25 protein-coding genes are annotated in these 21,553 nt (G+C 41.7%); 6 read left to right on the top strand and 19 right to left on the bottom strand.

The window, feature by feature from the left end; all coding sequences use genetic code 11:
• Window positions 1-8 precede the first annotated feature (8 nt).
• Together fldB and AC0L6H_RS10045 are read left to right on the top strand one after the other, a co-directional pair.
• Window positions 9-554 carry a flavodoxin FldB gene (fldB, locus tag AC0L6H_RS10050; protein WP_473394135.1) on the top strand — a complete coding sequence of 182 codons (546 nt, stop codon included), beginning with the start codon at window positions 9-11 and terminating at the stop codon, window positions 552-554.
• 119 nt (window positions 555-673) lie between these two features.
• On the top strand, window positions 674-1,081 hold the full coding sequence (locus AC0L6H_RS10045) for an ExbD/TolR family protein (RefSeq protein ID WP_473394133.1): 408 nt from the start codon (window positions 674-676) through the stop codon (window positions 1,079-1,081).
• Window positions 1,082-1,181: 100 nt separating this feature from the next.
• On the opposite strand, the gene AC0L6H_RS10040 is transcribed toward AC0L6H_RS10045, so the two are convergent.
• The 4 genes from AC0L6H_RS10040 to AC0L6H_RS10025 form a co-directional block, all read right to left on the bottom strand.
• Window positions 1,182-1,700: a YgjV family protein gene (locus AC0L6H_RS10040; RefSeq protein WP_473394132.1), complete on the bottom strand. Its 519-nt coding sequence runs from the start codon at window positions 1,698-1,700 to the stop codon at window positions 1,182-1,184.
• A gap of 103 nt (window positions 1,701-1,803) precedes the next feature.
• Window positions 1,804-2,169: a hypothetical protein gene (locus AC0L6H_RS10035; RefSeq protein WP_473394131.1), complete on the bottom strand. Its 366-nt coding sequence runs from the start codon at window positions 2,167-2,169 to the stop codon at window positions 1,804-1,806.
• 142 nt (window positions 2,170-2,311) lie between these two features.
• The gene (locus AC0L6H_RS10030) at window positions 2,312-2,938 is read right to left on the bottom strand and encodes an NAD(P)H-binding protein (RefSeq protein ID WP_473394129.1); all 627 of its coding nucleotides are present in this window, start codon (window positions 2,936-2,938) and stop codon (window positions 2,312-2,314) included.
• Window positions 2,939-3,043: 105 nt separating this feature from the next.
• Window positions 3,044-3,418 carry a PH domain-containing protein gene (locus tag AC0L6H_RS10025; RefSeq protein WP_473394128.1) on the bottom strand — a complete coding sequence of 125 codons (375 nt, stop codon included), beginning with the start codon at window positions 3,416-3,418 and terminating at the stop codon, window positions 3,044-3,046.
• A 169-nt stretch (window positions 3,419-3,587) separates the two neighbouring features.
• Between AC0L6H_RS10025 and AC0L6H_RS10020 the strand changes: the two genes are divergently transcribed.
• Both AC0L6H_RS10020 and AC0L6H_RS10015 read left to right on the top strand, forming a co-directional pair.
• Complete coding sequence (locus AC0L6H_RS10020) at window positions 3,588-4,589, top strand: serine/threonine dehydratase (RefSeq protein WP_473394127.1); 1,002 nt, start codon at window positions 3,588-3,590, stop codon at window positions 4,587-4,589.
• 67 nt (window positions 4,590-4,656) lie between these two features.
• A complete protein-coding gene (locus AC0L6H_RS10015) occupies window positions 4,657-6,378 on the top strand; it encodes an amidohydrolase (RefSeq protein ID WP_473394125.1) in 1,722 nt (573 codons plus the stop codon).
• Window positions 6,379-6,507: 129 nt separating this feature from the next.
• On the opposite strand, the gene AC0L6H_RS10010 is transcribed toward AC0L6H_RS10015, so the two are convergent.
• Window positions 6,508-7,518: a hypothetical protein gene (locus tag AC0L6H_RS10010; protein ID WP_473394124.1), complete on the bottom strand. Its 1,011-nt coding sequence runs from the start codon at window positions 7,516-7,518 to the stop codon at window positions 6,508-6,510.
• Between the two features lie 439 nt (window positions 7,519-7,957).
• Here AC0L6H_RS10010 and AC0L6H_RS10005 point away from each other — a divergent pair, with 439 nt between their 5' ends.
• Both AC0L6H_RS10005 and AC0L6H_RS10000 read left to right on the top strand, forming a co-directional pair.
• Entirely contained in the window at window positions 7,958-8,107 is a 150-nt protein-coding gene (locus AC0L6H_RS10005; protein WP_473394123.1) for a hypothetical protein, read from the top strand.
• A gap of 26 nt (window positions 8,108-8,133) precedes the next feature.
• Window positions 8,134-8,244, top strand: coding sequence for an ECF-type sigma factor (locus tag AC0L6H_RS10000; RefSeq protein ID WP_473394122.1), 111 nt, complete (start codon window positions 8,134-8,136; stop codon window positions 8,242-8,244).
• An 8-nt stretch (window positions 8,245-8,252) separates the two neighbouring features.
• Here the strand turns inward: AC0L6H_RS10000 and AC0L6H_RS09995 are convergent, their stop codons facing one another.
• From AC0L6H_RS09995 to AC0L6H_RS09930, 14 genes are all read right to left on the bottom strand, one after another.
• Window positions 8,253-10,607: a protein kinase domain-containing protein gene (locus tag AC0L6H_RS09995; RefSeq protein WP_473394121.1), complete on the bottom strand. Its 2,355-nt coding sequence runs from the start codon at window positions 10,605-10,607 to the stop codon at window positions 8,253-8,255.
• A 192-nt stretch (window positions 10,608-10,799) separates the two neighbouring features.
• Complete coding sequence (locus tag AC0L6H_RS09990; RefSeq protein WP_473394120.1) at window positions 10,800-11,300, bottom strand: GNAT family N-acetyltransferase; 501 nt, start codon at window positions 11,298-11,300, stop codon at window positions 10,800-10,802.
• On the bottom strand, window positions 11,276-12,139 hold the full coding sequence (locus AC0L6H_RS09985) for an MBL fold metallo-hydrolase (protein ID WP_473394119.1): 864 nt from the start codon (window positions 12,137-12,139) through the stop codon (window positions 11,276-11,278). The genes AC0L6H_RS09990 and AC0L6H_RS09985 overlap by 25 nt, the downstream gene beginning before the upstream one ends.
• 47 nt (window positions 12,140-12,186) lie before the next feature.
• Window positions 12,187-12,408, bottom strand: a complete 222-nt coding sequence (locus tag AC0L6H_RS09980; RefSeq protein WP_473394118.1) for a DUF1653 domain-containing protein — start codon at window positions 12,406-12,408, stop codon at window positions 12,187-12,189.
• 28 nt (window positions 12,409-12,436) lie between these two features.
• A complete protein-coding gene (locus AC0L6H_RS09975; protein WP_473394117.1) occupies window positions 12,437-14,017 on the bottom strand; it encodes a M17 family metallopeptidase in 1,581 nt (526 codons plus the stop codon).
• A 62-nt stretch (window positions 14,018-14,079) separates the two neighbouring features.
• Window positions 14,080-14,310 (bottom strand): hypothetical protein, encoded by a 231-nt coding sequence (locus tag AC0L6H_RS09970; protein ID WP_473394116.1) that lies wholly within the window; start codon window positions 14,308-14,310, stop codon window positions 14,080-14,082.
• Window positions 14,300-15,175, bottom strand: a complete 876-nt coding sequence (gene dinB / locus AC0L6H_RS09965) for a DNA polymerase IV (protein ID WP_473394114.1) — start codon at window positions 15,173-15,175, stop codon at window positions 14,300-14,302. Before dinB ends, AC0L6H_RS09970 begins: the two co-directional genes overlap by 11 nt.
• 411 nt (window positions 15,176-15,586) lie before the next feature.
• Window positions 15,587-15,820, bottom strand: a complete 234-nt coding sequence (gene nqrM, locus AC0L6H_RS09960) for a (Na+)-NQR maturation NqrM (RefSeq protein ID WP_473394113.1) — start codon at window positions 15,818-15,820, stop codon at window positions 15,587-15,589.
• A gap of 105 nt (window positions 15,821-15,925) precedes the next feature.
• Window positions 15,926-16,972 carry an FAD:protein FMN transferase gene (locus AC0L6H_RS09955; protein WP_473394112.1) on the bottom strand — a complete coding sequence of 349 codons (1,047 nt, stop codon included), beginning with the start codon at window positions 16,970-16,972 and terminating at the stop codon, window positions 15,926-15,928.
• 104 nt (window positions 16,973-17,076) lie between these two features.
• Window positions 17,077-18,309, bottom strand: coding sequence for an NADH:ubiquinone reductase (Na(+)-transporting) subunit F (gene nqrF / locus AC0L6H_RS09950; protein ID WP_473394110.1), 1,233 nt, complete (start codon window positions 18,307-18,309; stop codon window positions 17,077-17,079).
• Between the two features lie 21 nt (window positions 18,310-18,330).
• Window positions 18,331-18,939 carry an NADH:ubiquinone reductase (Na(+)-transporting) subunit E gene (nqrE, locus tag AC0L6H_RS09945; RefSeq protein ID WP_473394109.1) on the bottom strand — a complete coding sequence of 203 codons (609 nt, stop codon included), beginning with the start codon at window positions 18,937-18,939 and terminating at the stop codon, window positions 18,331-18,333.
• Between the two features lie 6 nt (window positions 18,940-18,945).
• Window positions 18,946-19,578, bottom strand: a complete 633-nt coding sequence (locus AC0L6H_RS09940) for an NADH:ubiquinone reductase (Na(+)-transporting) subunit D (RefSeq protein WP_473394108.1) — start codon at window positions 19,576-19,578, stop codon at window positions 18,946-18,948.
• A 9-nt stretch (window positions 19,579-19,587) separates the two neighbouring features.
• A complete protein-coding gene (locus AC0L6H_RS09935; protein ID WP_473394106.1) occupies window positions 19,588-20,352 on the bottom strand; it encodes a Na(+)-translocating NADH-quinone reductase subunit C in 765 nt (254 codons plus the stop codon).
• Complete coding sequence (locus AC0L6H_RS09930; RefSeq protein ID WP_473394105.1) at window positions 20,342-21,550, bottom strand: NADH:ubiquinone reductase (Na(+)-transporting) subunit B; 1,209 nt, start codon at window positions 21,548-21,550, stop codon at window positions 20,342-20,344. Before AC0L6H_RS09930 ends, AC0L6H_RS09935 begins: the two co-directional genes overlap by 11 nt.
• Window positions 21,551-21,553: the final 3 nt, after the last annotated feature.

The raw sequence follows: 21,553 nt of genomic DNA, 5'->3' as shown, positions 1-21,553 counted from the left end.
GGACCAATATGAGCAAAGTACTTTCAATCGGAATTTTTTATGGTTCTACCACTTGTTATACCGAAATGGCGAGTGAAAAAATACAACAGGCCTTTCAAGAACTGTTAAATCAAGATGTCGATTTATTTGACATTAAAGATACGGCACTTGCGAAATCACAACACTACGACCTAATTTTGTATGGTATCTCAACATGGGATTTTGGTGAGCTACAAGAGGACTGGGAATCGACTTGGGATGACATCGCACAGTTAAACTTGCAAGATAAGGTGGTAGCCTTGTTCGGCTTAGGCGATCAACTTGGTTATGCGGATTGGTTTCAGGATGCCTTAGGCATGCTTCACGATGAAGTCATATTATTAGGTTGTGATGTGATTGGGTATTGGCCAAATGAGGGATATGAATTTACCGCATCAAAAGGGCTGACTGAAGATGGCCAGTATTTTGTGGGGCTTTCTTTAGACGACGAGAACCAGTATGATAAGAGCGACCAACGCATAAAACAATGGTGCGAACAATTGGTAGAGCACATTAATGACAAGAACTTAGCCTAATATTCAATTAGTTGCTTTGTTTTATTAAGGATTGTTAATTAATTTTACATATTGCTACTGTTCATTTGCGTTCGAATGGATATACTATAGCAATAATAATTCAAGAAGAGCTGTTTATAATGAAGAGAAAAAAGCACACCAGCGGAGATGACGAAGCGCAAATCGATATGACCCCGATGCTAGACATCGTATTTATCATGTTGATATTTTTTATTGTAACAACCACCTTCTCTAATGAGAAAGGTTTATCAGCTAATCGTCCACCTGAAAATCAGCCAGAGACAAACCAACCGAGTAAAGCATTATCTGTTCGGATTGATGCTGATGGAACTATCCATATGGTCGGCCGTGTTGTAGACATAAGACGCGTTGTGGCAAATACACAAACCTTCTTAGCTGAAAACAACACAACATCTGCGGCGATTCAAGCTCATGAAGATACTGAGCATGGCGTAGTGGTTGATGTAATGGACCAAATAAAACAAGCTGGCATCGAAAGCGTGTCGGTTCTTGTGAAGAAAGGCTAAACGCTTAAGTAAGTAAAAAGAAAAAAGGGGGTCAGGGTCACTTTGCAAAAGCCTTTTTGCAAAGTGACCCTGACCCCTTTTTTGACCCCTTTTTTGCTCTTTATCTCGGATGTTTGAAATCTTTATACAAGGTCGTAAAAATACTTAAAAGGTTAGTAATATTAAAGATGGTTCCAAATATACTGCCTACCAAAATAGCAAAAGTTAAGCCGAGTAGTTCAGCAAGTATAAACCATTGACGTATTTTTATAGCGCTGGTTAACATGATTGAGCCAACCGTAAAAACCAAAGAAGATGCATAAGCAATAACAATGATCCACGCGCTCCCAAGATAAAACCATTCGTAGATAAAAAAGCCAATATTCGCCAAGACAAACACCGCTAATATGCGTTTACCTCGAAACTTCATCGCCACAAAATTACGAATGCAGGCAAGTGCACAACCTATACCCGCGGCCTCTGCATTACCTAAAAGAAAAAAGTGAGTACTTACTGAAGCCAATGCTAGGCCAGAAATGAACCGATATCGGTTAATATCGTGCTGACGATAACCAATAAAGTTTAGAACCACCGCAAAGGCCCCAAAGGTCTCTGCAAGAATATTAGTGCTTTCGAACAAACCTAGCTCCTGAAAACGATTAAGCATAGAGCCAGCGAAAAAACCGCGCCAACTGATGGGGGCGGTATTATGCGGATTTTATTCGATTATACCAGTTTTTTATTTACTCGGTTTTTTGGCGAGCAAACCAATCTTTGTAAGATAGGGTGTAACTTTCGTCTTGGCAATCTGCTGGATAAGCATAAAGCCCGAATTTTTCATCTTCTTGATGGGTTAATACAACGGCCAATTTGGGCAATTGTTTTACTTCATTGTGCATAGGGTCCCAAATAGGCACATGGTAGTCACCTAACTTCAAAATAGGAACGTTAAGGCCATTTATTTCAGTGTAGTGATTGGGAACAGGGTTTGGAATAACTGCATAAATGCAATGGAAAGGAATATTGACTTGTACGCCATCCCACCAGAAACGTTCTACTCTAATCTTGTCGAACAAGCTTGATACTGCTTTGGGTATTACAGTGTTCATGATGGTAATCCTTCTTAAGCTACTTTTGTGGAGTCTACTTAAAAAACGCTATTGTTTTTTTAATCTATATACCTTGTATCCTATTCTTGCTGCTTTTCTTTAATCTCATTTGGTGCAAACATAACACAATAAAGCTAAACGTCTAAAATACTTGCAAATTAATCATTTCATGAGCAACTTGCGCAGCCGGTACCGGACGATATTTGGCTAAAGGTCCTTTCATAACAAAAGACATCCCTTCAAGTAGCTTGATGCTAAAAGCTTCTGCAGGACGATGTTCCTTGCGTTCCCCCATTAGCAATGATGGTCTTACTGCAGCTGCATTGCCTAACTGAGGCATGGTTAAAATCGCATTTTCTAGCTCACCTTTTACCCGAAGATAAAAGCTTCGGCTTTTGGGGTTGGCCCCTAGTGATGATATCCAGACGAAACTATTTGCACGCTGGGCTCGCGCTAGTTGAGCGCATACATGTACATACTCAAAATCAACTTTGCGAAATGCTGACCTACTTCCTGCTTTTTTGAGCGTCGTCCCCAAGCAACAATAAACGTGATTGACAGTAAAGTACCCTTGATAATCCTGCAAAACCTCAAAATCTATAACCAAGGGTTCTATTTTTTGCATAGGATCATGGTAATCACTTGCGCTTAAAGGGGCTCTAACCAAGCAGGTAATTTTTTCATAGCGTTCATCTTGGCAAAGCTGATTAACTAGCGCTTTTCCCACCAAACCTGTTGCACCGATAACTATCGCGCTTAATTTATTCATAATATGCCAGACACTAACTGTTAACTTTCGAAATTATGTGTTTGTACGTGTTAAACGCCTAAAGAGTCTTCGATATATCTAAATTAAATAAAACACAAACTTGTCTTAGGCAAACATCATATTTGCTAGTGTTTTCTGGACATCCACTGCTAAGGCACTTTTTATCTCGATATCAAGAGCTTGCGATTGCCCTGATACCCAAATTTTGAGCTCACAATCGGTATCGAAATTACCTGCTGTTTGTACATTGAATTGCGTGATCGATTTATAAGGAATGCTTAAATAATCAATTTTCTTGCCGGTCATCCCTTGCTTATCGATGGCAATCATTCGTTTATTTGTAAAAACGTAAAGGTCGCGCACCATTTTATAGGCGTGCATCACTTGTTCGTTATCTGCCAATACTTCTTTGAGCTCTTCGTTTACTTCTCCTGCATCAGCTTCGCTCGCATTGCCTAGTAAGGCATCTAACATTCCCATGGATTTTCCTCGTTGTTGATGAAAAATAAATAAGTAGATTGGCATAAGCTAGAACATATGAGCTTGCTTTTCAATCGAAAACATTAATTTATCAGACTGATAGAAGGCCTTTTTGCTTATTTGTGGTAGCCTATCGAAAACTAAAATTATTACTAATGCAGGTTTATTTATGACGACGATTTCGTTCAATGACATCAGCGACGCTCGCAATCGAATAAATACCATTGTACAAAAAACACCTGTTTTTCAATCTTCCTTGCTCAACAAGTGGCTAGGCCACGATATTTATTTTAAAGCTGAATGCTTACAAACAACTGGCGCATTTAAATTACGAGGGGCAAGTAACTTTATTGCTAAACTTCAGCAACAAGACCAACTCCCCAAGCACATTGTCGCGAACTCTTCAGGAAATCATGCACAAGCGGTTGCGTATGCGGCAAGGCATTTTGATATTCCGGTGACGATCTATTGCACAAAAAACATATCAAACGTTAAAGCCGCTGCAACGAAGTACTACGGCGCAAAGCTTGCCCAATTCGACACGCGTCCTGAAGCTGATAAGGCCGTTGAAGCCGCCAGTAAGGCAGAAGGGGTGGTTTGGATACCACCGTTTAACCACCCAGACATTATTGCCGGACAAGGCACAGCCGCTGCTGAAGCCCTTGAGCAAAGCAGCGATATCGATGCCATATTTACACCTTGCGGTGGCGGCGGTTTGAGCGCCGGTACCCTTATTGCGACTCGGCATTTGTCGCCAAATACAAAGGTGATTGGTGTAGAACCGCTTATGGCTAATGACGCCGCACAATCTTTAAAAAGCGGCAATATCATTTCATTAAAAAATGCGCCCGAAACACTAGCTGATGGCGCGGCGACGCCGAGTGTTGGCGTACATACTTTTCCATATTTGCAACAACTCGATGCTTTTTATGAAGTCAATGAAAAGCGCATAGCCTATTGGACTCAGTGGTTGCAGCATTTACTTAAGCTACATATTGAACCTACTTGCGCAATGGTGATGCAAGGTGTTTTAGAATATTTACAAACTTTGCCAAGCTCGTCTAACAAACGCCAACAAATCATGGTGATTATTTCAGGCGGCAATATTAGTAGCCAATCCATGGCGGCTATTTGGAAAAACGACCTATTGCAACAAGCACCAAGATTGTAAGCGCGCAATTTTGCGTTACTATGGTGCCTTAGCATCTAATGACATCTTTCGACTTTAGGAAAAAAACATGAATAAGTTTTACTCTTCGGTTCTTTCAATAATTGTACTTGCAACAACAATGCTGATAAGTGTACCAAACACCTACGCTCAGCAAGTTAATTACATCAATGCCAATGGTTATTCGGTCAACGCTGACGGGGAACTAGTTAGGTTCTCAGAGTTTGTTGTTAACGACGATCTTATTATTTCTGTAGGGGCTAAATCTTCGCGACAAGTTAATGTTCAAAATGATGTGCAAGAAATTGATTTAAAAGGAAAAACCGTACTACCAGGATTAATTGATTCGCATGGACATATCTTAGGTCTTGGCGCTTATTTATTAGAAGTTGATTTACGTGGTAGTAGCAGCGAACAAGAAGCAATAAATAGAGTGCTGCAATTCGTCGGTAAACAAACTGTGCATGCTAATGTCGCAGCGCAAAGTAATGATGATAATATACGTTGGATCATTGGCGATGGCTGGAATCAGGTGCTATGGCCAAGTAAATCATTCCCAACAAAAGCAAGTCTAGATAAAGTGCTGCCTAATGTACCGGTTATTCTTTCAAGAGTTGATGGTCATGCCGCTTGGGTAAATTCTAAAGCCTTGGCAATGGCGGGCATCGACAGCGACACGCCCTCACCTTCTGGCGGCGAAATAGTCAAAGATGAAAATGGTGAACCTACTGGCTTGTTAATTGATAATGCAATGTATCTGGTTCATAAAATCGTTCCAAAACCTTCTACTGAAGATTTAGAAGAATATTTAGCTGTCGCTAGCAATCATTTATTAGCACTAGGCATAACCAGTGCGCATGATGCGGGCATCCCCAAAAAAGTACGCGATTTTTATATCAGCAAGGCTGAAAAAAACGCGCTTAACTTTCGTATTTACGCCATGCTAGCAGCTACTGATCCCGCCATTATAGACATGTTAAAAGAAGGTCATTATAGCGACGAAGACGGTTATTTAAGCATTAGAAGTGTAAAAGCCTATGGTGATGGCGCGCTAGGAAGCCGAGGAGCAGCCCTACTTGCGCCCTATTCAGACGACCCAGATAACTCTGGCCTGCTCGTTACCCCAGAAGAAAGACTGCCAAGTTTATTCAATACTGTTATTGGCGCCGACTTTCAGTTGAATTTCCATGCGATAGGAGATCGCGCAAATCGCCTCGCTTTAAAACAATTTGGTGAAAGTTTTAAGGTTTTCCCTGAAAATTCTCATCGTCATAGAATTGAACACGCACAGGTCGTCGCTGTTGAAGACATACCTTTATTTAAAAAGCACGACATTATTGCATCGATGCAACCCACTCATGCCACCAGCGATATGAATATGGCTGAAGACAGAATTGGCAAAGAGCGCTTAAAAGGCGCCTATGCTTGGCAAACGTTTCTAGAACAAGGAGCACGCATCGCGCTAGGGTCTGATTTTCCAGTGGAGCTTGCAAATGCGTTTCATGGTTTACATGCAGCTGTGAGCCGTCAGAACGCAAAACAACAGCCCGAAGATGGTTGGATAGCGAGTGAACGATTAACACGCCTTCAAGCGCTCAAAGGTTTTACTATTGACGCCGCATTCGCAGCCTATCAAGAAGATATGATTGGCAGCATTGAAGCGGGTAAAAAAGCAGACTTTATTGTGATTGATAAAGATTATTTTGAAGCCCCGATGAAAAACATTCGTAACATTGAAGTCCTTGCGACTTATGTTAATGGCAAAAAGGTCTTTCAAAAACAAGGCGATTAGAACACGCTAGATGCTAAAACCGCGGCATAATTTTTAAGGTAGTTGCTTGTTTTAGCAAGTGAATGAATATTTGGGTGACCGCCAAGTTCGTTAATCCTTGGCGGTCTTGTGGGGCAGAAGATAAGAGTACTACGTGGCGTTAGTGCTTCGTTTTACCGCCATTGTCATCACTGAAAGTAAAAACAAGCTCATTATTGCAGGTGCATGCACAGGTGTGGTTGGAGGAGTATTATGCAGTTGCCCGTAATCAAAACCACCCGAGGACTCTACAACATAGTTGGGTAACCAATTACCATTTGCATCAAAAACACTGGCACGAGTAATGATTGTATTACTTAAGTCATTTTTCATTTGTATATAAATTGAGCCTATATCTATATTTTCGATATCAACCTTAAACATTTCACTGTAAGTCCAATCAAAAAATATCGCTTGATGAGTCCATAATAAATCTTCAAAGACAACAGATGAATTTAAAGTAGCCGTTTCGTCCACGTTACTTCCAAATATTCCGTTGGAGTGTGTGCTTGACGTTTCCTCTAGTTGCCAGTCTTGATTAGCGTCGCCTCCAGAATTAGCGATTCGCGAGAAAAAAGACGCTTGCGTAGTGTAATCGGCCTTTGAAGCACCGCCATTCTCGGGGTTGTCATAATTAACTGTATTAAACAAGTTTCCCGTTAAATCCACTTGAAAGCGAACATAAAGATTACTGGGTATGGGATTTTGATCTCCGCTTAGATCTCGCACAGTTATGGTATCGCCGTATGATATGCTGCTATTAACATCAACACTTAAGTTGGTAAATTGTGGGCCATTTGAAAAGTCGTGTTTAACCTCAAGGTCTGATAAGGTCTTTAGCCTACCTTGCTCAATAGTGATGTCCCAATGTACAGAGCCCTCGTCAATTCCTTTATCAGAAAGTGCAAAATCAAATTCGCTACTGCCTCCTGTATTACTGCCATTATATGAATTCGAGAAGTCCTGGCGAGGATCTGGTACATTCGGTGGATTGGCCGGAAGGAATTTTCCGCTAACATCAACACTTTGATTTGATGTCACAATTAATGATGCATTGGACACCGGTATTAATCCAAAGAATAGGCTTGTTAGACAAAGGGCGTTTTTCATTAGTTTCTTCATATTCTAATCCTTTTAGAAAGTATTACTTTTGTTATTTTTCAAGCAAAAACTGGCCAATAAAAAATGAATAGTTCTCTACACATTTGGCTGTTATATTAAAAAACGTAATTAGTTTAGTAATCCGGACATTTTTTTAACAAAATTAATAAATAAGTAATATGGAAAAAACTAAGAACTCTCCAAATCTTGATTGTGGTTACACACATGAAGAAAAGACCGTTGCCAGCGATTTTGTAAAAAATTCTTATGAGTTGCTCTTATCACTCGCTCGCAAGAGTCGTCGGCGCGCAAACGTTAATGACACAATGATGACTGATGATATTTTACACGAGGCGTATTTAAAGCTGAGTGCTAAAACACTATGGCAATCCCAAGCTCAGTTCATCAGGACAGCAAATCTTGCGATACGACAGGTTATTGTTGATCACGCTCGAAAAAAATGGCCCAAAAACGCGGTGGTGAAAAAAACAATATCCCTTATAAAGAGGGAAATTCTATATTGCCTGAATACAATGAAACACCAGAACAAATTGTTGTTTTAAACGACTTACTCATGCGTTTAGAAAAAAACAACCAAGGCTATCAGTAATTGTAGATGCGAGATATTTTGCGTCAATGACCGAGTTAGAAACGGCTTCAATGTTAGGCTTATCGGAACGCACGGTACGGAGAGATTGGCAGTTAGCGAAAACTTGGTTGGCCAAAAACATGACTGAATTGAGTTGATTTGAAAGTTACTTTTGTGTCCAAAATGCGGGCGCCAGTTGCCTATTTACTAAGCTTTTATAAAGATAAAGCATGGTCAAATTACTACTCACCTCTATATAAATATTTTCATTGTTTAGCCATTCAGATTCTTCTTGTCGCAAAGAGCCTTGCAAGGAATTAAGGTAAATATCAATGAGCTTTAATTGGGCGTGAGTGCGACCATTTAAAGACAGGCGTTGAGCATCATTCTGCGCTTCGGCGATTGTCATTTTCGCGAGTTCAGGCTCATTAGCTTGCATCAATAAATAAGCTTGAATCCCCTTTGCTAAAAGGTACTGGGCACTTTGGGCTCCGCCAAAGCGTTTGAAAAGTGATAACGACTCCTCGATTAGCCTTAAGGCATTTTTATGAAGGTTTTGCTGTGATTGTATTATGGCTTTGAGCATAGTCGCTTTAGCTTGTTGGATGCTTTCACCTTTTAGAGGCACATCTTCATCTAATATAGCATTGACAAGTTCATCAGCTCTAGATACATCGCCCTTCCAAGCTAATACGATACTAGCTAAATTGAAACGCGCTATATCCCTGCCGTATACCGCGTATCCAGGATTTTCTTCAAAAATTCTTAATGTTTGTCCGTAGGCATACAAAGCCGCGTCGAAATCTGCTTGTAAGGTTCGCATGCCAGCCAATTGACTATAGCTAAATAGACGCTCAAAAGGCAGATCTAGGCTTTCTAAACGTTTTTCAAGTAACGCAACTGAGCGCGCTATGTCTTGCGGCGCTCGTGTTGCTCGCGCTAAGCGATTGGCATAATTTGAAGCATCTGCGACACTGCTTTGACTGCCGTCACCAAAGAAAGCAACAAGCTTCTTAAGTATTTTGATAGATTCGTCGTAGCGGCCGGCATCTGACAACATCATGGCATACACTTCCTCACCTAATGCACGCAATGATTTTGAGCCAATCTCCTCAGCCATCCAAAGGTCGAATATTTCAAGTGCAGAAGCATTATCTCCCCTAAAATAGTAATTGCGGCCTACCGCATAGCTGAGTGCCGCAGCAGTATTAGGATCTTCTTGCCTTTTTGAGAACGCTTCTTGCCAGCGTTCCTTAAGCAGATTACTTAGCCTTTCAACATCCTCATCGCCGCCAAATAATCGTTGTAATACATCTGAATACGCTTGTTGTGCCGCCAATGTCGCTTCAGTACGCTCAAATTGCCAATTAGATTTTACAAGAGCTCGTTGCGTCTGTATTGCATTGTGATTAGCGTCATTGGCAAACTTAAGGCTTGTTGCCATACCAACAATAAGAGCTGCTACAAAGAGTAAGCCCAAACTATTAGCAATTGGGTATCTCTGCACGAAACGTTTTGCTCTGTAAGCCCACCCAGCCTTTCTTGCCATTACCGGCCGTTTTTCGAGAAAAGCTTTAATATCTTCCGCAAGAGTAACTGCAGACGGATATCGCTTGGCCGGGTCGAGGGCTAGCGCCCGCTCAACAATTGCAATTAAGTCTTTATCAGCAATCGCTGACCGCTTCGCTTCCATGCCGCCATTGGTGAGTCTTGAAGGCCGGGTATATACGAGTAATTCATGGAGTAAAACACCAAGAGAAAAAACATCGGTTTGAACTGATATAGCTTCCCCTTTTAATTGCTCTGGGGCAGCACAAGCCAGAGTCAATGCCGTGCTATTGCTTTGCTCGTCGTTAAAATCACTGGCAATGCCAAAATCAATCAAGCGAGTAGATCCGTCACTAGCGATCAATATATTGCTTGATTTGATATCTCGGTGAAGTATTAATTTACTGTGCGCGTAATTTACTGCATCGCACACTTCAATGAAAAGTGACAGCCTGTGTTTAAGTCCAAGGCCGTTATGTTGAACATGATCAATAATAGGTTCACCATCAACATATTCCATAGCCATGTATGGTTGGCCATCAATCGAGCTACCGCCATCAATAATGCGAGCAATATGATGATGTTCCATACGAGCTAAACGTTGACGTTCAATTTCAAATAACTCAGCACGTTCGGGAGATAGGCTTTGTATGAGTTTTAAGGCGACAGTTTGCGTATATAACCCATCAGCACGATCAGCACGGTAAACATCTCCCATTCCGCCTTTACCAATACGTTGAATAACTCGCCATGGCCCTATCATCGTTCCTGCTGGTAGCGTTGGTTCTTGTGCTTCGTTGTTATTAGCGGATGTCGCCAGAAAACCAGTCGCTGGGCGCATATGATCAAGTAATCGCGTTATTTCATGACCTTCTTGATTGGCAGGCAAAGATGCAATAAACGAGGTAAAGGATTTATTGTCCAATGAAAGTGCGAACTCGACTTCATTACTTATCTTTGCCCAATCTAGCATCAATAAGCTCCTCTATACCGTTAAACGATTTCAATCGATTTCTTACCTATTATCATTAATGTAGTATATGAATAAAAGTCTTCAATACAAGTTAATTAGAGCGAACACATTATAGGCACGCAGGCACTTCTCACATAAAACAGTGTGATGAATTGTCAATTAAGCGTCAGAATTTGAAGTAGCGCTGAATGGTTAAAGAGGCATAACCATAAAGTCACAGCCAACTAAGCCTCGTTTCGATTTTGGCAAGTTTATTTTTGTAAATCCCAATTTGATATAGAGATTGCGAGCAACGTGATTGCTTTGGTATACATACAAGCTTGCTTGATTTAACTGAGCGCGCGAGCAGGCTTGTTCTATCAACTTATTTATAAGGAAAGGAGCTAAGCCTTTACCGCGATGCTCAGGATGGACGCTCAAGCGCGCTAAATGAACAAGAGGTGGGTGCAACTGATATTGGCCAAAGGCGACGAGTTCTGCCCCTGCATACATCACGAATGATTCATAATTTCCTGTACACAGTTTCAGATAAAAGTCCGCGGCGCTCATGGGGTAAGTTAAACTAGGTCCTCCCCAAGAGAGGACAGACTGCACATCGCTAAACCAGGCTTGAAGGTTCGCGATGTCAGCTTTGCTCGCACTTCGCAAGCAAAGCTCATCTTTTTCGATTATTGGTATAGTGTTTTTATCCATCTCTCTTGCGTAATAAAACGCCACTCCCACGAATCCCATTTAGCATCTAAGCCCGCTTCGAGTACTTGGTCTTCTGACATTCCTTGCGCTTTTTTCGCTTGTACAAATGCATAGGTTTCTTTAATCATATCAACAAAACGTTGCAAGTCAGCTTTATTTCCTAATTCACCATGGCCAGGAATAACTTTGGTTGTGTCATTTATTTTCGCTAGTAAGGCTTCAACCGACTCGATATAACCGCTCACTGAACCGCCTGCAGGTAGGTCGATATAGGGAAACATATCTTTAAAAAACAAGTCACCCGTATGCAATACATCATTTTCTTCAAACCATACAACACTATCACCATCGGTATGGCCTTCAGCTAGGTGGAAAACGTGGATGGTATCGCCATTTAAATGAAACTTGATACCATCTTGATAGGTAACAACCGGCAGCGTCGCTTTATTTACATCCTCAGCAGAGGCAAGACGTAGACGAACATTCTCATGCGCAAAAATAGTGGCACCTTGGTTTTCTTTAAAGAAGGCATTTGAGCCGGTATGGTCGCCGTGGTAGTGCGTGTTAATGATATAACTTGGCGATTTATCGCTAATGTCTGATAAGCTTGCCATGATTTTTTTGGCTAAAGGGGCATATTGGTCGTCTACTAAAAGTAGACCATCGCTGCCCGCTGATACCCCAATATTACCGCCAGATCCAACTAACATATAGACCGAGCCGGCCACGGGAATGGCTTTTACCTCAACATCGGCAAAACGATCATCTGCATTTGCTATGCTCACAGAGCCTATAATTGCAAAGGTTGTGAACAATAATGTGCTTATTCGGTTTTTCATATTTCTGTCCTATATTTACTTGTTGTATGGTGAATACGCGTTTTTCTTTAAACAGTTTCACTAACGAACAAAAATCTATCGACCACTTCGTTGTTTATAAGTATTTTTTCAAAAAACATGTCATAAGGTCTTACCCATAGTTTCATATCGCCATACAACGGCCTGTAGAGCACCAACACACTTTCATCTTCTGAATGCCTAACAACATCAATAAGCTCATAATACTGGCCTTTATAATGCTTGTACTTACCTTTTTTAATCGTTGCCATTGTGCCTGTCTCATCATTGCTAAATGCTTTAAATAAAACTCATCAACAAGGCAGTTAAGCCTGCTGAAGTGGGCTTACCGTGCTGCCAATCCATGTTTTCTACCCCCGAGCCTGCAATATCTACATGCGTAAACGCTAATGCTGGTTCGCCTCGGCCGTCATGTTTGTCTAAACCTGAGGCCATAATCAAAAATGCTGCAGGAAACTGATGCCCTCTGACGGTAGATACCGACGGTTTATTATTGGACGATAGCACATCGGCCGCTTTTGTTGGTGACTGGATAAAAGTAAAATCCTCTTTGCGCAAAAGCGATTGTTCACATGGATCAGCCCATTGTTCACCAGCCTCGCATAGTCGTTGCGCTGTTCCCTGCTTTTTAGCACACATGTTTTCGACTAATGCGGTATATGGCCCGAACGATATGGCAGCGTGGCCGGTTAACGTAGCAACAGAAAATAATTGCATATTGACTTCATCAACTCTTCCCGATTTAGTAAATGCTTCGCTGTCACTAAGCGCTTCTTGTTTAAGGTGAGAAAGCAAATCTGCCAACAGCATTCGGCCTTCGGCGTCAGTATTGCCAACACGTACTCGAACACCAGCATGGCTTTTAATAATTTCGTCAGGTACGTAGGCCTCAGCACCAATGCTATTTCTCACTGCGCCAATTTCAGCGACGACTTTAAGACCTTTGGGTTGAAGCAGAGCGATACTGCGCATCAAACCAGCAACGCTTGCTGCACCTCCTTTATCACGACTCATACCCGCCATATGACCATTCACTTTTAAGTCAGCACCACCAGTGTCGTAGGTGATTCCTTTACCGGCAAGATATAAGCACTGAGTAATTGGCCCATGTCCTTCGTATACGAGCTTAATAATTCTAGGTTGGTGGCGTTCAACCTCAACCGATGCCCGGGCTACTGCATACAATAAAGGGTATTGTTGTGCGATTTGCTCGCTATCTTCAATCACCGTGCAAGTTACACTGGTGTCTTTAAATGCATCGATACAATACTGCGCAAAACCTGGCGGCGCCATGCGTTCAGGATCGGTACCACAAAGATCTCGTGCTAAGCGCTTGCCACTTTCAATTGCATTTATCCTCGTAAGCGTCTCTTCATTAAGCCCATGTAGATATACACAATTAATAGCTTCTATTTGCCCACCTAAAAACTCCCTTGCCTCCAGTGGCTGCCAAAGATGCTGACACATCCCTAAATAAATAATCTGCATGAGATGTTCAGTGCTCTTTAGGATTTCTGGCAACGGCTCGCTTAAATCTAGAAAAACAGCCGGTTTCACAGAACCAATATCAGCGAGTTGTTCTGCTAAGTTTTTGCCAAGTTCAAAGTAAACACGAATATCGTCAAAGTCGTGGCTCATTGAGGGTGCGTTTATAAATAAACAACGTTTACATGGTGATTCATGTAACGCGACTAAGCTAGCCTTGCGACCAACGCGGGGGTCAATTTCTCTTTTTTCTTGCAAGGTTCTAGGAAGGTAGCTAAAAACATTAGCACCTGATGTATCAGATATAACAACTGCTAAATCAGCGTCTCTCGTATTGTCAGCGTCTTGAATATATTTTGCTATAGGAAATGCCATTGTCTTCTTTATCCTTAAAGTAATATCTAGCTATAATAAGCCGTTAGCTTAAGTAAAGTTCATTATAGCGCATTTTTTTGTTCATGCATGGGCGCAAAATCAAGGCATAGTTGCTCAGATGTCTCTCTTATCTCGTTGTCGCAAAAGCCAATAAAAATGCCTAAGAGTCTTGCATCTTTGCCGTTACGCCGTTCCCACGCCTCAGTCAATAGCGTAAGCAAAATGTCGGTATCAATAACGCTACACTTACTTTCTTTGGTTGTTTGGCGAAAATCTGCAAATTTAATTTTCACCCCTAACTTGTCGATTTGACGAGTTTCTATATGCTTTGCACCTCTCTCTTTCAATGAAGGTACCAAGTAGTCGAGTAAGTATTGCTTCCAGATCTTCAAGTTTATTCATGTTTTCTGAGAAAGTCCGTTCAACAGCAACCGACTTTCGGATACGAGAAGTCTCCACACCCCGTTTGTCGATGCCTTGGCATTTTCGCCATAAACTCATGCCAAACTTTCCAAAGCTTTGCACTAGCGTCGCCTCGCTCGAATTTCGAATATCTTTGCCGGTTAAGAAACCCATTTTCTCTAGCTTTGCAAAAGTAACTTTACCTACACCAGGGATTTTGTTGAGTGGTAGCTTTTCTATAAAAGGTATAACTTCGTCCGGCTTTACAAGATATTGCCCATTAGGCTTGTTCATATCAGACGCTATTTTCGCAATGTATTTTAACGACGCAATACCAGCAGACGCTGTTAAACCCAATTCTCTATGAATTGTCTCGCGAATATCCTGAGCGATTAGGGTTGCTGAGCCTGAAAACAGGCTACAATCAGTAACGTCGAGGTAGGCTTCATCTAAAGAAAGTGGTTCAATTAAGTCTGTGTAACGGCTAAATATTTCGCGTATTTTTGTGCTTACCTCTTGATAAACTTTCATTCGGCCAGGCACAATGATTAAGCCTGGGCACAGCCTTTTTGCCATTGATGTTGGCATGGCCGAACGCACACCGAATTGCCTCGCTATATAGTTGCATGTCGACAAAACGCCTCGCTGGCTAGACTTTCCGCCTACGGCGACCGCTTGATTAGCAAGCGCCGGATTATCTCGTATTTCAACTGATACATAAAAAGCATCCATGTCGACATGTATGAACTTTCGCATATCTTAGCTCTTAGCTATTTTTTAACATGTATATGATACACACTACTGTATAAATTCACAGCGTTATGACCTAGAAAAGCTAATCTTTCTTGTTTTAATCGATTAAACCCTATATTTTGATCAAAATTCAGACAATCTTTATTTTATGATTAAGTTACGACTTCGTTCAAAACACTTACACCGTTTTGACCAGTGGTTATAACTATGATGGTGTGCGGGATGAGTTATTCCGACAGGCTTATCAATTTATCGAAACTTTCCGAGAAAACCCATTGATAGACGCGAAGCGGCGTCGATGGGTAGTTCACTGATATGTCAAAGACAAAAGAAGCGCTGACGGTTTTCTTTAGGGCCGGCGCGGACGCGATTTTACGCTCAAGCGTGAAAAAGAGGCATGTTAACTGCCCCCTATTATAAAATTTGATTGCTTTTCCACTCGTCTAGTTTAGCTTGTCGCTTCGCTTCTTTTTCTAGTCGTGCTTTTTTACGATCACAAGGCTCAGGACAATCACAGGCTTTCTCTACACCTAACGCACCTAAACCACCACAAGAACCTGAAATACTTTTCTTTTGAAAAATGTAGCCAATGGCCATGGCTAATGACATCAATAAAAAGAAACCAAACGCTAAAATAAATGTACTCACACTGCCCTCTTCATATTCTCAAACTGGTGCAATTATAGCCATCATGATTGACTTAGTCCACCAGCGGCAACAATTCACATCGTATACCGTTTTATTTGGCCTATCCTAATGGACAGGCTTTTGTTCAATAATTTCAACTTCTTCGATAAACCTCGTCGACTGGTGTTCTACAAAGTTATCGCCTTCTTTAGTAATGAATAGAGCGGCTATACCCTCTTTCTCAGCCAATGCTTTGCCGGCTTGCGTACCCATTACCATTAGTGCCGTTGCCAAACCATCTGCCCTTATTGATTTAGGAGCAACGACGGTAACTGCAACTAATTTGTGCTGTATTGGATAACCTGTCTTTGGATTTATCAGGTGGGAATATCTAACTGAGTCTTCTTCAAAATAATTGCGATAGTCACCCGATGTAGCAATAGCATTGTCGCCAACATTTACTATTCGTTGGATAGAACGTTGTCCCGACAAAGGTTTCTCAATAGCAACTAACCAGCTTTCATCATTCATCTTTTTACCCCTGAGGCGCATTTCCCCGCCAATCTCAACCAAGTGATTTGAAAATCCCTCGGACAACAGCAATTCAGCGACTTCATCTACGCCGTAGCCTTTGGCGATAGTAGAAAGATCAATATAGACCTTTGGATGTTGTTTAATTATTTGGCCGTTTTCAAGGGTAAACTTGTCGATACCAACGTAAGTCATCGTTTCTATGATTTGTTCTTTTGTGGGAATTTTAATCGCCTTCGCATTTGGGCCAAATCCCCACTGATTAACCAATGGTCCCACAGTAATATCGAGCATGCCTTTGCTAAGCACGTGTAAATCCATCGCTTCTTGAATCACATATTGTGTAGCTTCTGATATTGGAAACGCCACGTTTTGTGACGTTTGATTTAATCGTGAAAGCTCTGAATCAGGGATATAAGTCGACATTAATTGGTTTATCCCTATCAGCAAGGTATCAATCTTGTTTTTCATTTCAGTAGGCGTTGGTGACGCTTGCGTAGCGTCTTTATTGAGGTACTTTACCGTATAGGTGGTTCCCATTGTTTCGCCGTTTATAGTGACCAGTGGTGACCCTGACTGTGAACAAGAAAACACGACTAAGCACAAAACAAGAATAAGAAACTTCGATAATATGTGTTGCATGGCATCTACACCTTGAGTGTGCCGGGTTACGGCACAGAGAGTGGAACAAAAATTCGATACAAAAAAGGGGCTTTCGCCCCTTTTACAATAAAACTTAACGTAAACTAGCCACCAAAATCATCAAGCATGATGTTTTCGTCTTCTACGCCTAAATCTTTAAGCATGTTGATTACCGCTGCGTTCATCATGGGTGGACCACACATGTAGAACTCACAATCTTCAGGCGCTGGATGATCTTTGAGGTAATTTTCGAGCAATACGTTATGGATAAATCCAGTATCGCCTTCCCAGTTATCTTCAGGCTGAGGATCAGACAGTGCAACATGCCACTTAAAGTTCTCATTCTCTTTTTGTAGCATGTCAAAATCTTCAACATAAAACATTTCACGTAAAGAACGCGCACCGTACCAAAAAGTGATTTTACGGTCAGTTTTAATACGACGTAATTGGTCAAATATATGCGAACGCATTGGTGCCATACCAGCACCACCGCCAACAAATACCATTTCTGCATCAGTATCTTTGGCAAAGAACTCACCAAATGGGCCAGAAATAGTCACTTTATCGCCAGGCTTAAGTGACCAAATGAACGACGACATTTTACCTGCTGGTAAACTAAGGTTATTAGGTGGCGGCGTAGCAATACGCACGTTCAACAAAATAATACCTTCTTCTTCAGGGTAGTTTGCCATTGAGTATGCGCGAATGGTTTCGTCTTCACATTTCGATTCAACATCAAAGAAGCCAAAATGTTCCCAGTCTTTTCTATACTCTTCAGGAATATCGAAGTCTTTATATTTAACGTGATGGGGTGGCGCCTCAATTTGTATATAACCACCAGCGCGGAAGGGCACACTCTCACCATCTGGTATACCGAGCTTAAGCTCTTTGATAAAGGTTGCTTCGTTATTATTGGATAGTACTTCGCAGTCCCATTTTTTAATTCCAAATACTTCTTCAGGTAATTCGATTTTCATGTCTTGCTTAATCGCAACTTGACATGCCAATCTGCAGCCATCTTTTGCTTGGCGCTTGGTAATGTGATCAAGCTCGGTTGGTAATATCTCGCCACCACCGTCTTTAATGTCAACACGACACTGTCCACATGAACCACCGCCACCACAAGCAGACGACACAAAGATACCTGAGTCAGCAAGGGCATTTAACAACTTGCCACCAGGCTGGGTGGTAATCGTGTTGTCTGGGTCATCGTTAATTAAGATCTTAACTTCGCCACTAGGCACTAACTTTGATTTGGCAAACATAATCACAAATACCAATATCAATACAATTGCGATGAACATGCCAACGCCTAAATAAATATCTACATTTTCCACTCTATAAACTCCTCGCTCGCTTTACAGCGCAACACCAGTGAAGGATTGGAAACCAAGGGCCATTAGACCCGCAATCATGAAAACGGCACCTAAACCGCGAATCCCGTCAGGCATATCAGCATATTTAAGTTTTTCACGAACCGACGCTAATAAGACAATAGCTAAAGCCCAGCCTGCACCACTTCCAACGCCATACACGATACTTTCTGCAAAGTCGTATTCACGCTGTACTGCAAAGGCTACTCCACCAAAAATGGCGCAGTTTACAGTAATCAGTGGTAAGAATATGCCAAGGGCATTGTACAAAGCAGGGAAAAACTTATCTAAAGTCATTTCCAAAATTTGTACTAACGCAGCTATAACGCCGATAAAGGTCAAAAAGCTCAAAAAACTTAAATCAGCATCGGGAAAACCGGCCCACTCTAAAGCACCCGGAGCCAAGATAGTAGTATAAATCACTTGGTTAGCGGGTACTGAAATACCTAGTACAACGATTACCGCGACACCAAGGCCCATAGAAGTTTTAACCTTTTTCGACACCGCCAAAAAAGTACACATCCCTAAGAAAAGGGTCAGAGCCATATTTTCAACAAATATAGCGCGAATAAGTAGTGATACGTAATGTTCCATGATGACCTATTCCTTTGGTTCGACTTGTTCTGGACGCGCAACGCGTATCGCCCAAATCATTAAGCCAATCAATATAAATGAGCTAAAAGGTAGTATTAGCAAACCGTTACCGGTGTACCAACCACCATTTTGAACTAACGGAAGAATGGTGTAGCCCAAGATGGTGCCAAAACCAAATAATTCTTTTACGGTACCAATAACTATCAAAATAAAGCTGTAGCCAAGGCCGTTTCCAATTCCGTCTAAAAAGCTCATCAAAGGAGGCGACTTCATTGCGTATGCTTCAGCGCGTCCCATTACGATGCAGTTTGTGATAATCAACCCTACAAACACCGAAAGCTGCTTCGATATTTCATAGGAATACGCCTTGAGTACTTGGTCAACCACGATTACCAAAGAGGCAATAATGGTCATTTGTACAATAATACGTACGCTAGAAGGTATTTGATTTCGAATTAAGGAAATAAACAAGTTAGAAAACGCAACTACCACGGTGAGTGCTAATGACATTACCAATGCGGTTTCGAGTTTAGTTGTGATTGCAAGCGCAGAACAGATGCCCAGTACATGCAAAGCGATAGGGTTACTATCAATTATCGGCCCGAAGAGGGCTTTTTTCATTTCTTTAGTATCAGCCATTATCGTGCCTTAGGATTTCCAAGATTGATTTTTTAAATAAGTTCCATAACCATTTTCGCCGGCCCAGTACACGAGTGTGTTTTCAACACCGTTACTTGTTAAGGTCGCGCCAGACAATGCATCAACAGCGTATTGGTTATCGTTTCCAACGTTTTTGTCAACCGAAATGGCGACTTTACCGTCTTTGTATAATTGCTTACCATCCCACTTATCTTGCCACGCAGGGTTTTGTACTTCAGCGCCTAACCCAGGAGTTTCTTTGTGTTGATAGTAAATCAATTCGCGAATGGTATGGCCGTCGTTATCAACCGCTAAAAAACCGTACATCAAATCCCATAAACCACTGCCATGCACGGGTAAGATAATACGAGACACATCGCCTTGCTCATTTTTAATATGGTAAACAGAGGCAATGCTTGACCGTTGCTTAAAACCAACGTTGCTGTTCTCTACCGCAACACCAAACTCAGCTTGTTTAGCGGCTTTGTACATATCAAAATCTGGACTTGGCTTTTCGACATATTTACCTGTCGCCAAATCGATAAACTTTTCTTCTACTCGGTCTGCATATAAAGCAGCAATGTCTGATTTATCACTAGCTTGTTCTAGCAAGCCAGCGGCAGTCAGTATGTTCGACTTTTTGTCGAGTGCGGCATTCGTGTTTTGAAGCTCTCGTAAGCCAACAGCTGCGCCCGATACAATGATAGAACAAACTAAACAAACAGCAACTACTACGCCGACCGTTTTACCCAAGGTTTCTTTTTTAGCCGACACGTGCAATCCTCCGTTTGATATTACTTTGTGCTACAAAATAGTCGAATAAGGGTGCCCAAAGGTTAGCAAATAATATTGCTAACATAATACCTTCTGGGAAGGCAGGGTTGAGCGCGCGTACAAACACCGTCATAAATCCTATAAATATTCCGTAAAACCATTTACCTTGATTCGTAAACGAAGCAGAGACAGGGTCGGTAGCCATAAAGAACATACCAAAGGCTAAGCCACCTATTACGAAATGGAAGTACCATGGCATATTCATCATCGCATTTGCCGATTCACCGCCACCGATAACGTTGAGTAGGAAGCCAAACACGGCTGCGCCTAATGCAACACCTCCAACGATTCGCCAACTGGCAATACCCATATAGATAATAAATAAACCACCCAGTAAAATCATCAGGGTTGAAACCTCACCGGCAGAGCCAGGAATATTACCGAGGAAAGCTTGCATAAAGTTTTCGCTAGTATATTCAAGCGTGCCATTGGCCGCTTGAGTTAACCAAGTGGCGCCAGAATAGCCATCAGCTGCAACCCAAACTTGATCGCCTGATATTTGTGCTGGATAAGCAAAATAAAGGAATGCTCGGCCAGAAAGAGCTGGGTTTAAGAAGTTCCGTCCCGTACCACCAAATATTTCTTTAGCAATAACAACACCAAACGTAATCCCTAAAGCAACCTGCCATAGTGGAATAGTCGCTGGCAATGTTAGAGAAAACAGAACCGAAGTTACAAAGAAGCCTTCGTTAATTTCATGTTTTCTAACAGAAGCAAACAGTACTTCCCAGAAACCACCAACAATAAAGGTAGTTGCATAGATAGGCACAAAGAAACATGCGCCATAGAACATCATACCCATCCAGCCAGTGCTTGCGTCCATGTTACCGCCAAGCATGGTGAATAAAGAGGCTTGCCAAATATCAGGAAGACTTCCTGCACCGGCTAGTATGGCTTCATGTGCTTGTGCACCAATGTTGTACATACCGAAAAACATAGCAGGGAAAGTTGCCATCCACACCATAATCATGATGCGCTTAAGGTCAATGCTATCTTTAACGTGTGTATTTGCTTTGTTTACTTTACCTGGTGTATAGAAGATAGTCGCCGCTGCTTCATAAAGTGCGTAAAACTTCTCGTATTTACCACCTGATTCAAACTGTGGTTCTATATCTTCAATAAATGATTTCAAACCCATGAC

It is taken from the genome of Glaciecola sp. G7-5 (assembly GCF_055808975.1).
Note: the sequence above shows the minus strand (reverse complement) of the source record. Positions and strands in the feature narration are given on the sequence as shown.

Coding starts and splice junctions, on each gene's coding strand:
- fldB (WP_473394135.1), top strand. CDS start 9: ATGAGCAAAGTACTTTCAATCGGAATTTTTTATGGTTCTACCACTTGT.
- AC0L6H_RS10045 (WP_473394133.1), top strand. CDS start 674: ATGAAGAGAAAAAAGCACACCAGCGGAGATGACGAAGCGCAAATCGAT.
- AC0L6H_RS10035 (WP_473394131.1), bottom strand. CDS start 2,169: ATGAACACTGTAATACCCAAAGCAGTATCAAGCTTGTTCGACAAGATT.
- AC0L6H_RS10030 (WP_473394129.1), bottom strand. CDS start 2,938: ATGAATAAATTAAGCGCGATAGTTATCGGTGCAACAGGTTTGGTGGGA.
- AC0L6H_RS10025 (WP_473394128.1), bottom strand. CDS start 3,418: ATGGGAATGTTAGATGCCTTACTAGGCAATGCGAGCGAAGCTGATGCA.
- AC0L6H_RS10020 (WP_473394127.1), top strand. CDS start 3,588: ATGACGACGATTTCGTTCAATGACATCAGCGACGCTCGCAATCGAATA.
- AC0L6H_RS10015 (WP_473394125.1), top strand. CDS start 4,657: ATGAATAAGTTTTACTCTTCGGTTCTTTCAATAATTGTACTTGCAACA.
- AC0L6H_RS10010 (WP_473394124.1), bottom strand. CDS start 7,518: ATGAAGAAACTAATGAAAAACGCCCTTTGTCTAACAAGCCTATTCTTT.
- AC0L6H_RS10005 (WP_473394123.1), top strand. CDS start 7,958: ATGGCCCAAAAACGCGGTGGTGAAAAAAACAATATCCCTTATAAAGAG.
- AC0L6H_RS10000 (WP_473394122.1), top strand. CDS start 8,134: ATGACCGAGTTAGAAACGGCTTCAATGTTAGGCTTATCGGAACGCACG.
- AC0L6H_RS09995 (WP_473394121.1), bottom strand. CDS start 10,607: ATGCTAGATTGGGCAAAGATAAGTAATGAAGTCGAGTTCGCACTTTCA.
- AC0L6H_RS09990 (WP_473394120.1), bottom strand. CDS start 11,300: ATGGATAAAAACACTATACCAATAATCGAAAAAGATGAGCTTTGCTTG.
- AC0L6H_RS09985 (WP_473394119.1), bottom strand. CDS start 12,139: ATGAAAAACCGAATAAGCACATTATTGTTCACAACCTTTGCAATTATA.
- AC0L6H_RS09980 (WP_473394118.1), bottom strand. CDS start 12,408: ATGGCAACGATTAAAAAAGGTAAGTACAAGCATTATAAAGGCCAGTAT.
- AC0L6H_RS09975 (WP_473394117.1), bottom strand. CDS start 14,017: ATGGCATTTCCTATAGCAAAATATATTCAAGACGCTGACAATACGAGA.
- dinB (WP_473394114.1), bottom strand. CDS start 15,175: ATGCGAAAGTTCATACATGTCGACATGGATGCTTTTTATGTATCAGTT.
- AC0L6H_RS09955 (WP_473394112.1), bottom strand. CDS start 16,972: ATGCAACACATATTATCGAAGTTTCTTATTCTTGTTTTGTGCTTAGTC.
- nqrE (WP_473394109.1), bottom strand. CDS start 18,939: ATGGAACATTACGTATCACTACTTATTCGCGCTATATTTGTTGAAAAT.
- AC0L6H_RS09940 (WP_473394108.1), bottom strand. CDS start 19,578: ATGGCTGATACTAAAGAAATGAAAAAAGCCCTCTTCGGGCCGATAATT.
- AC0L6H_RS09930 (WP_473394105.1), bottom strand. CDS start 21,550: ATGGGTTTGAAATCATTTATTGAAGATATAGAACCACAGTTTGAATCA.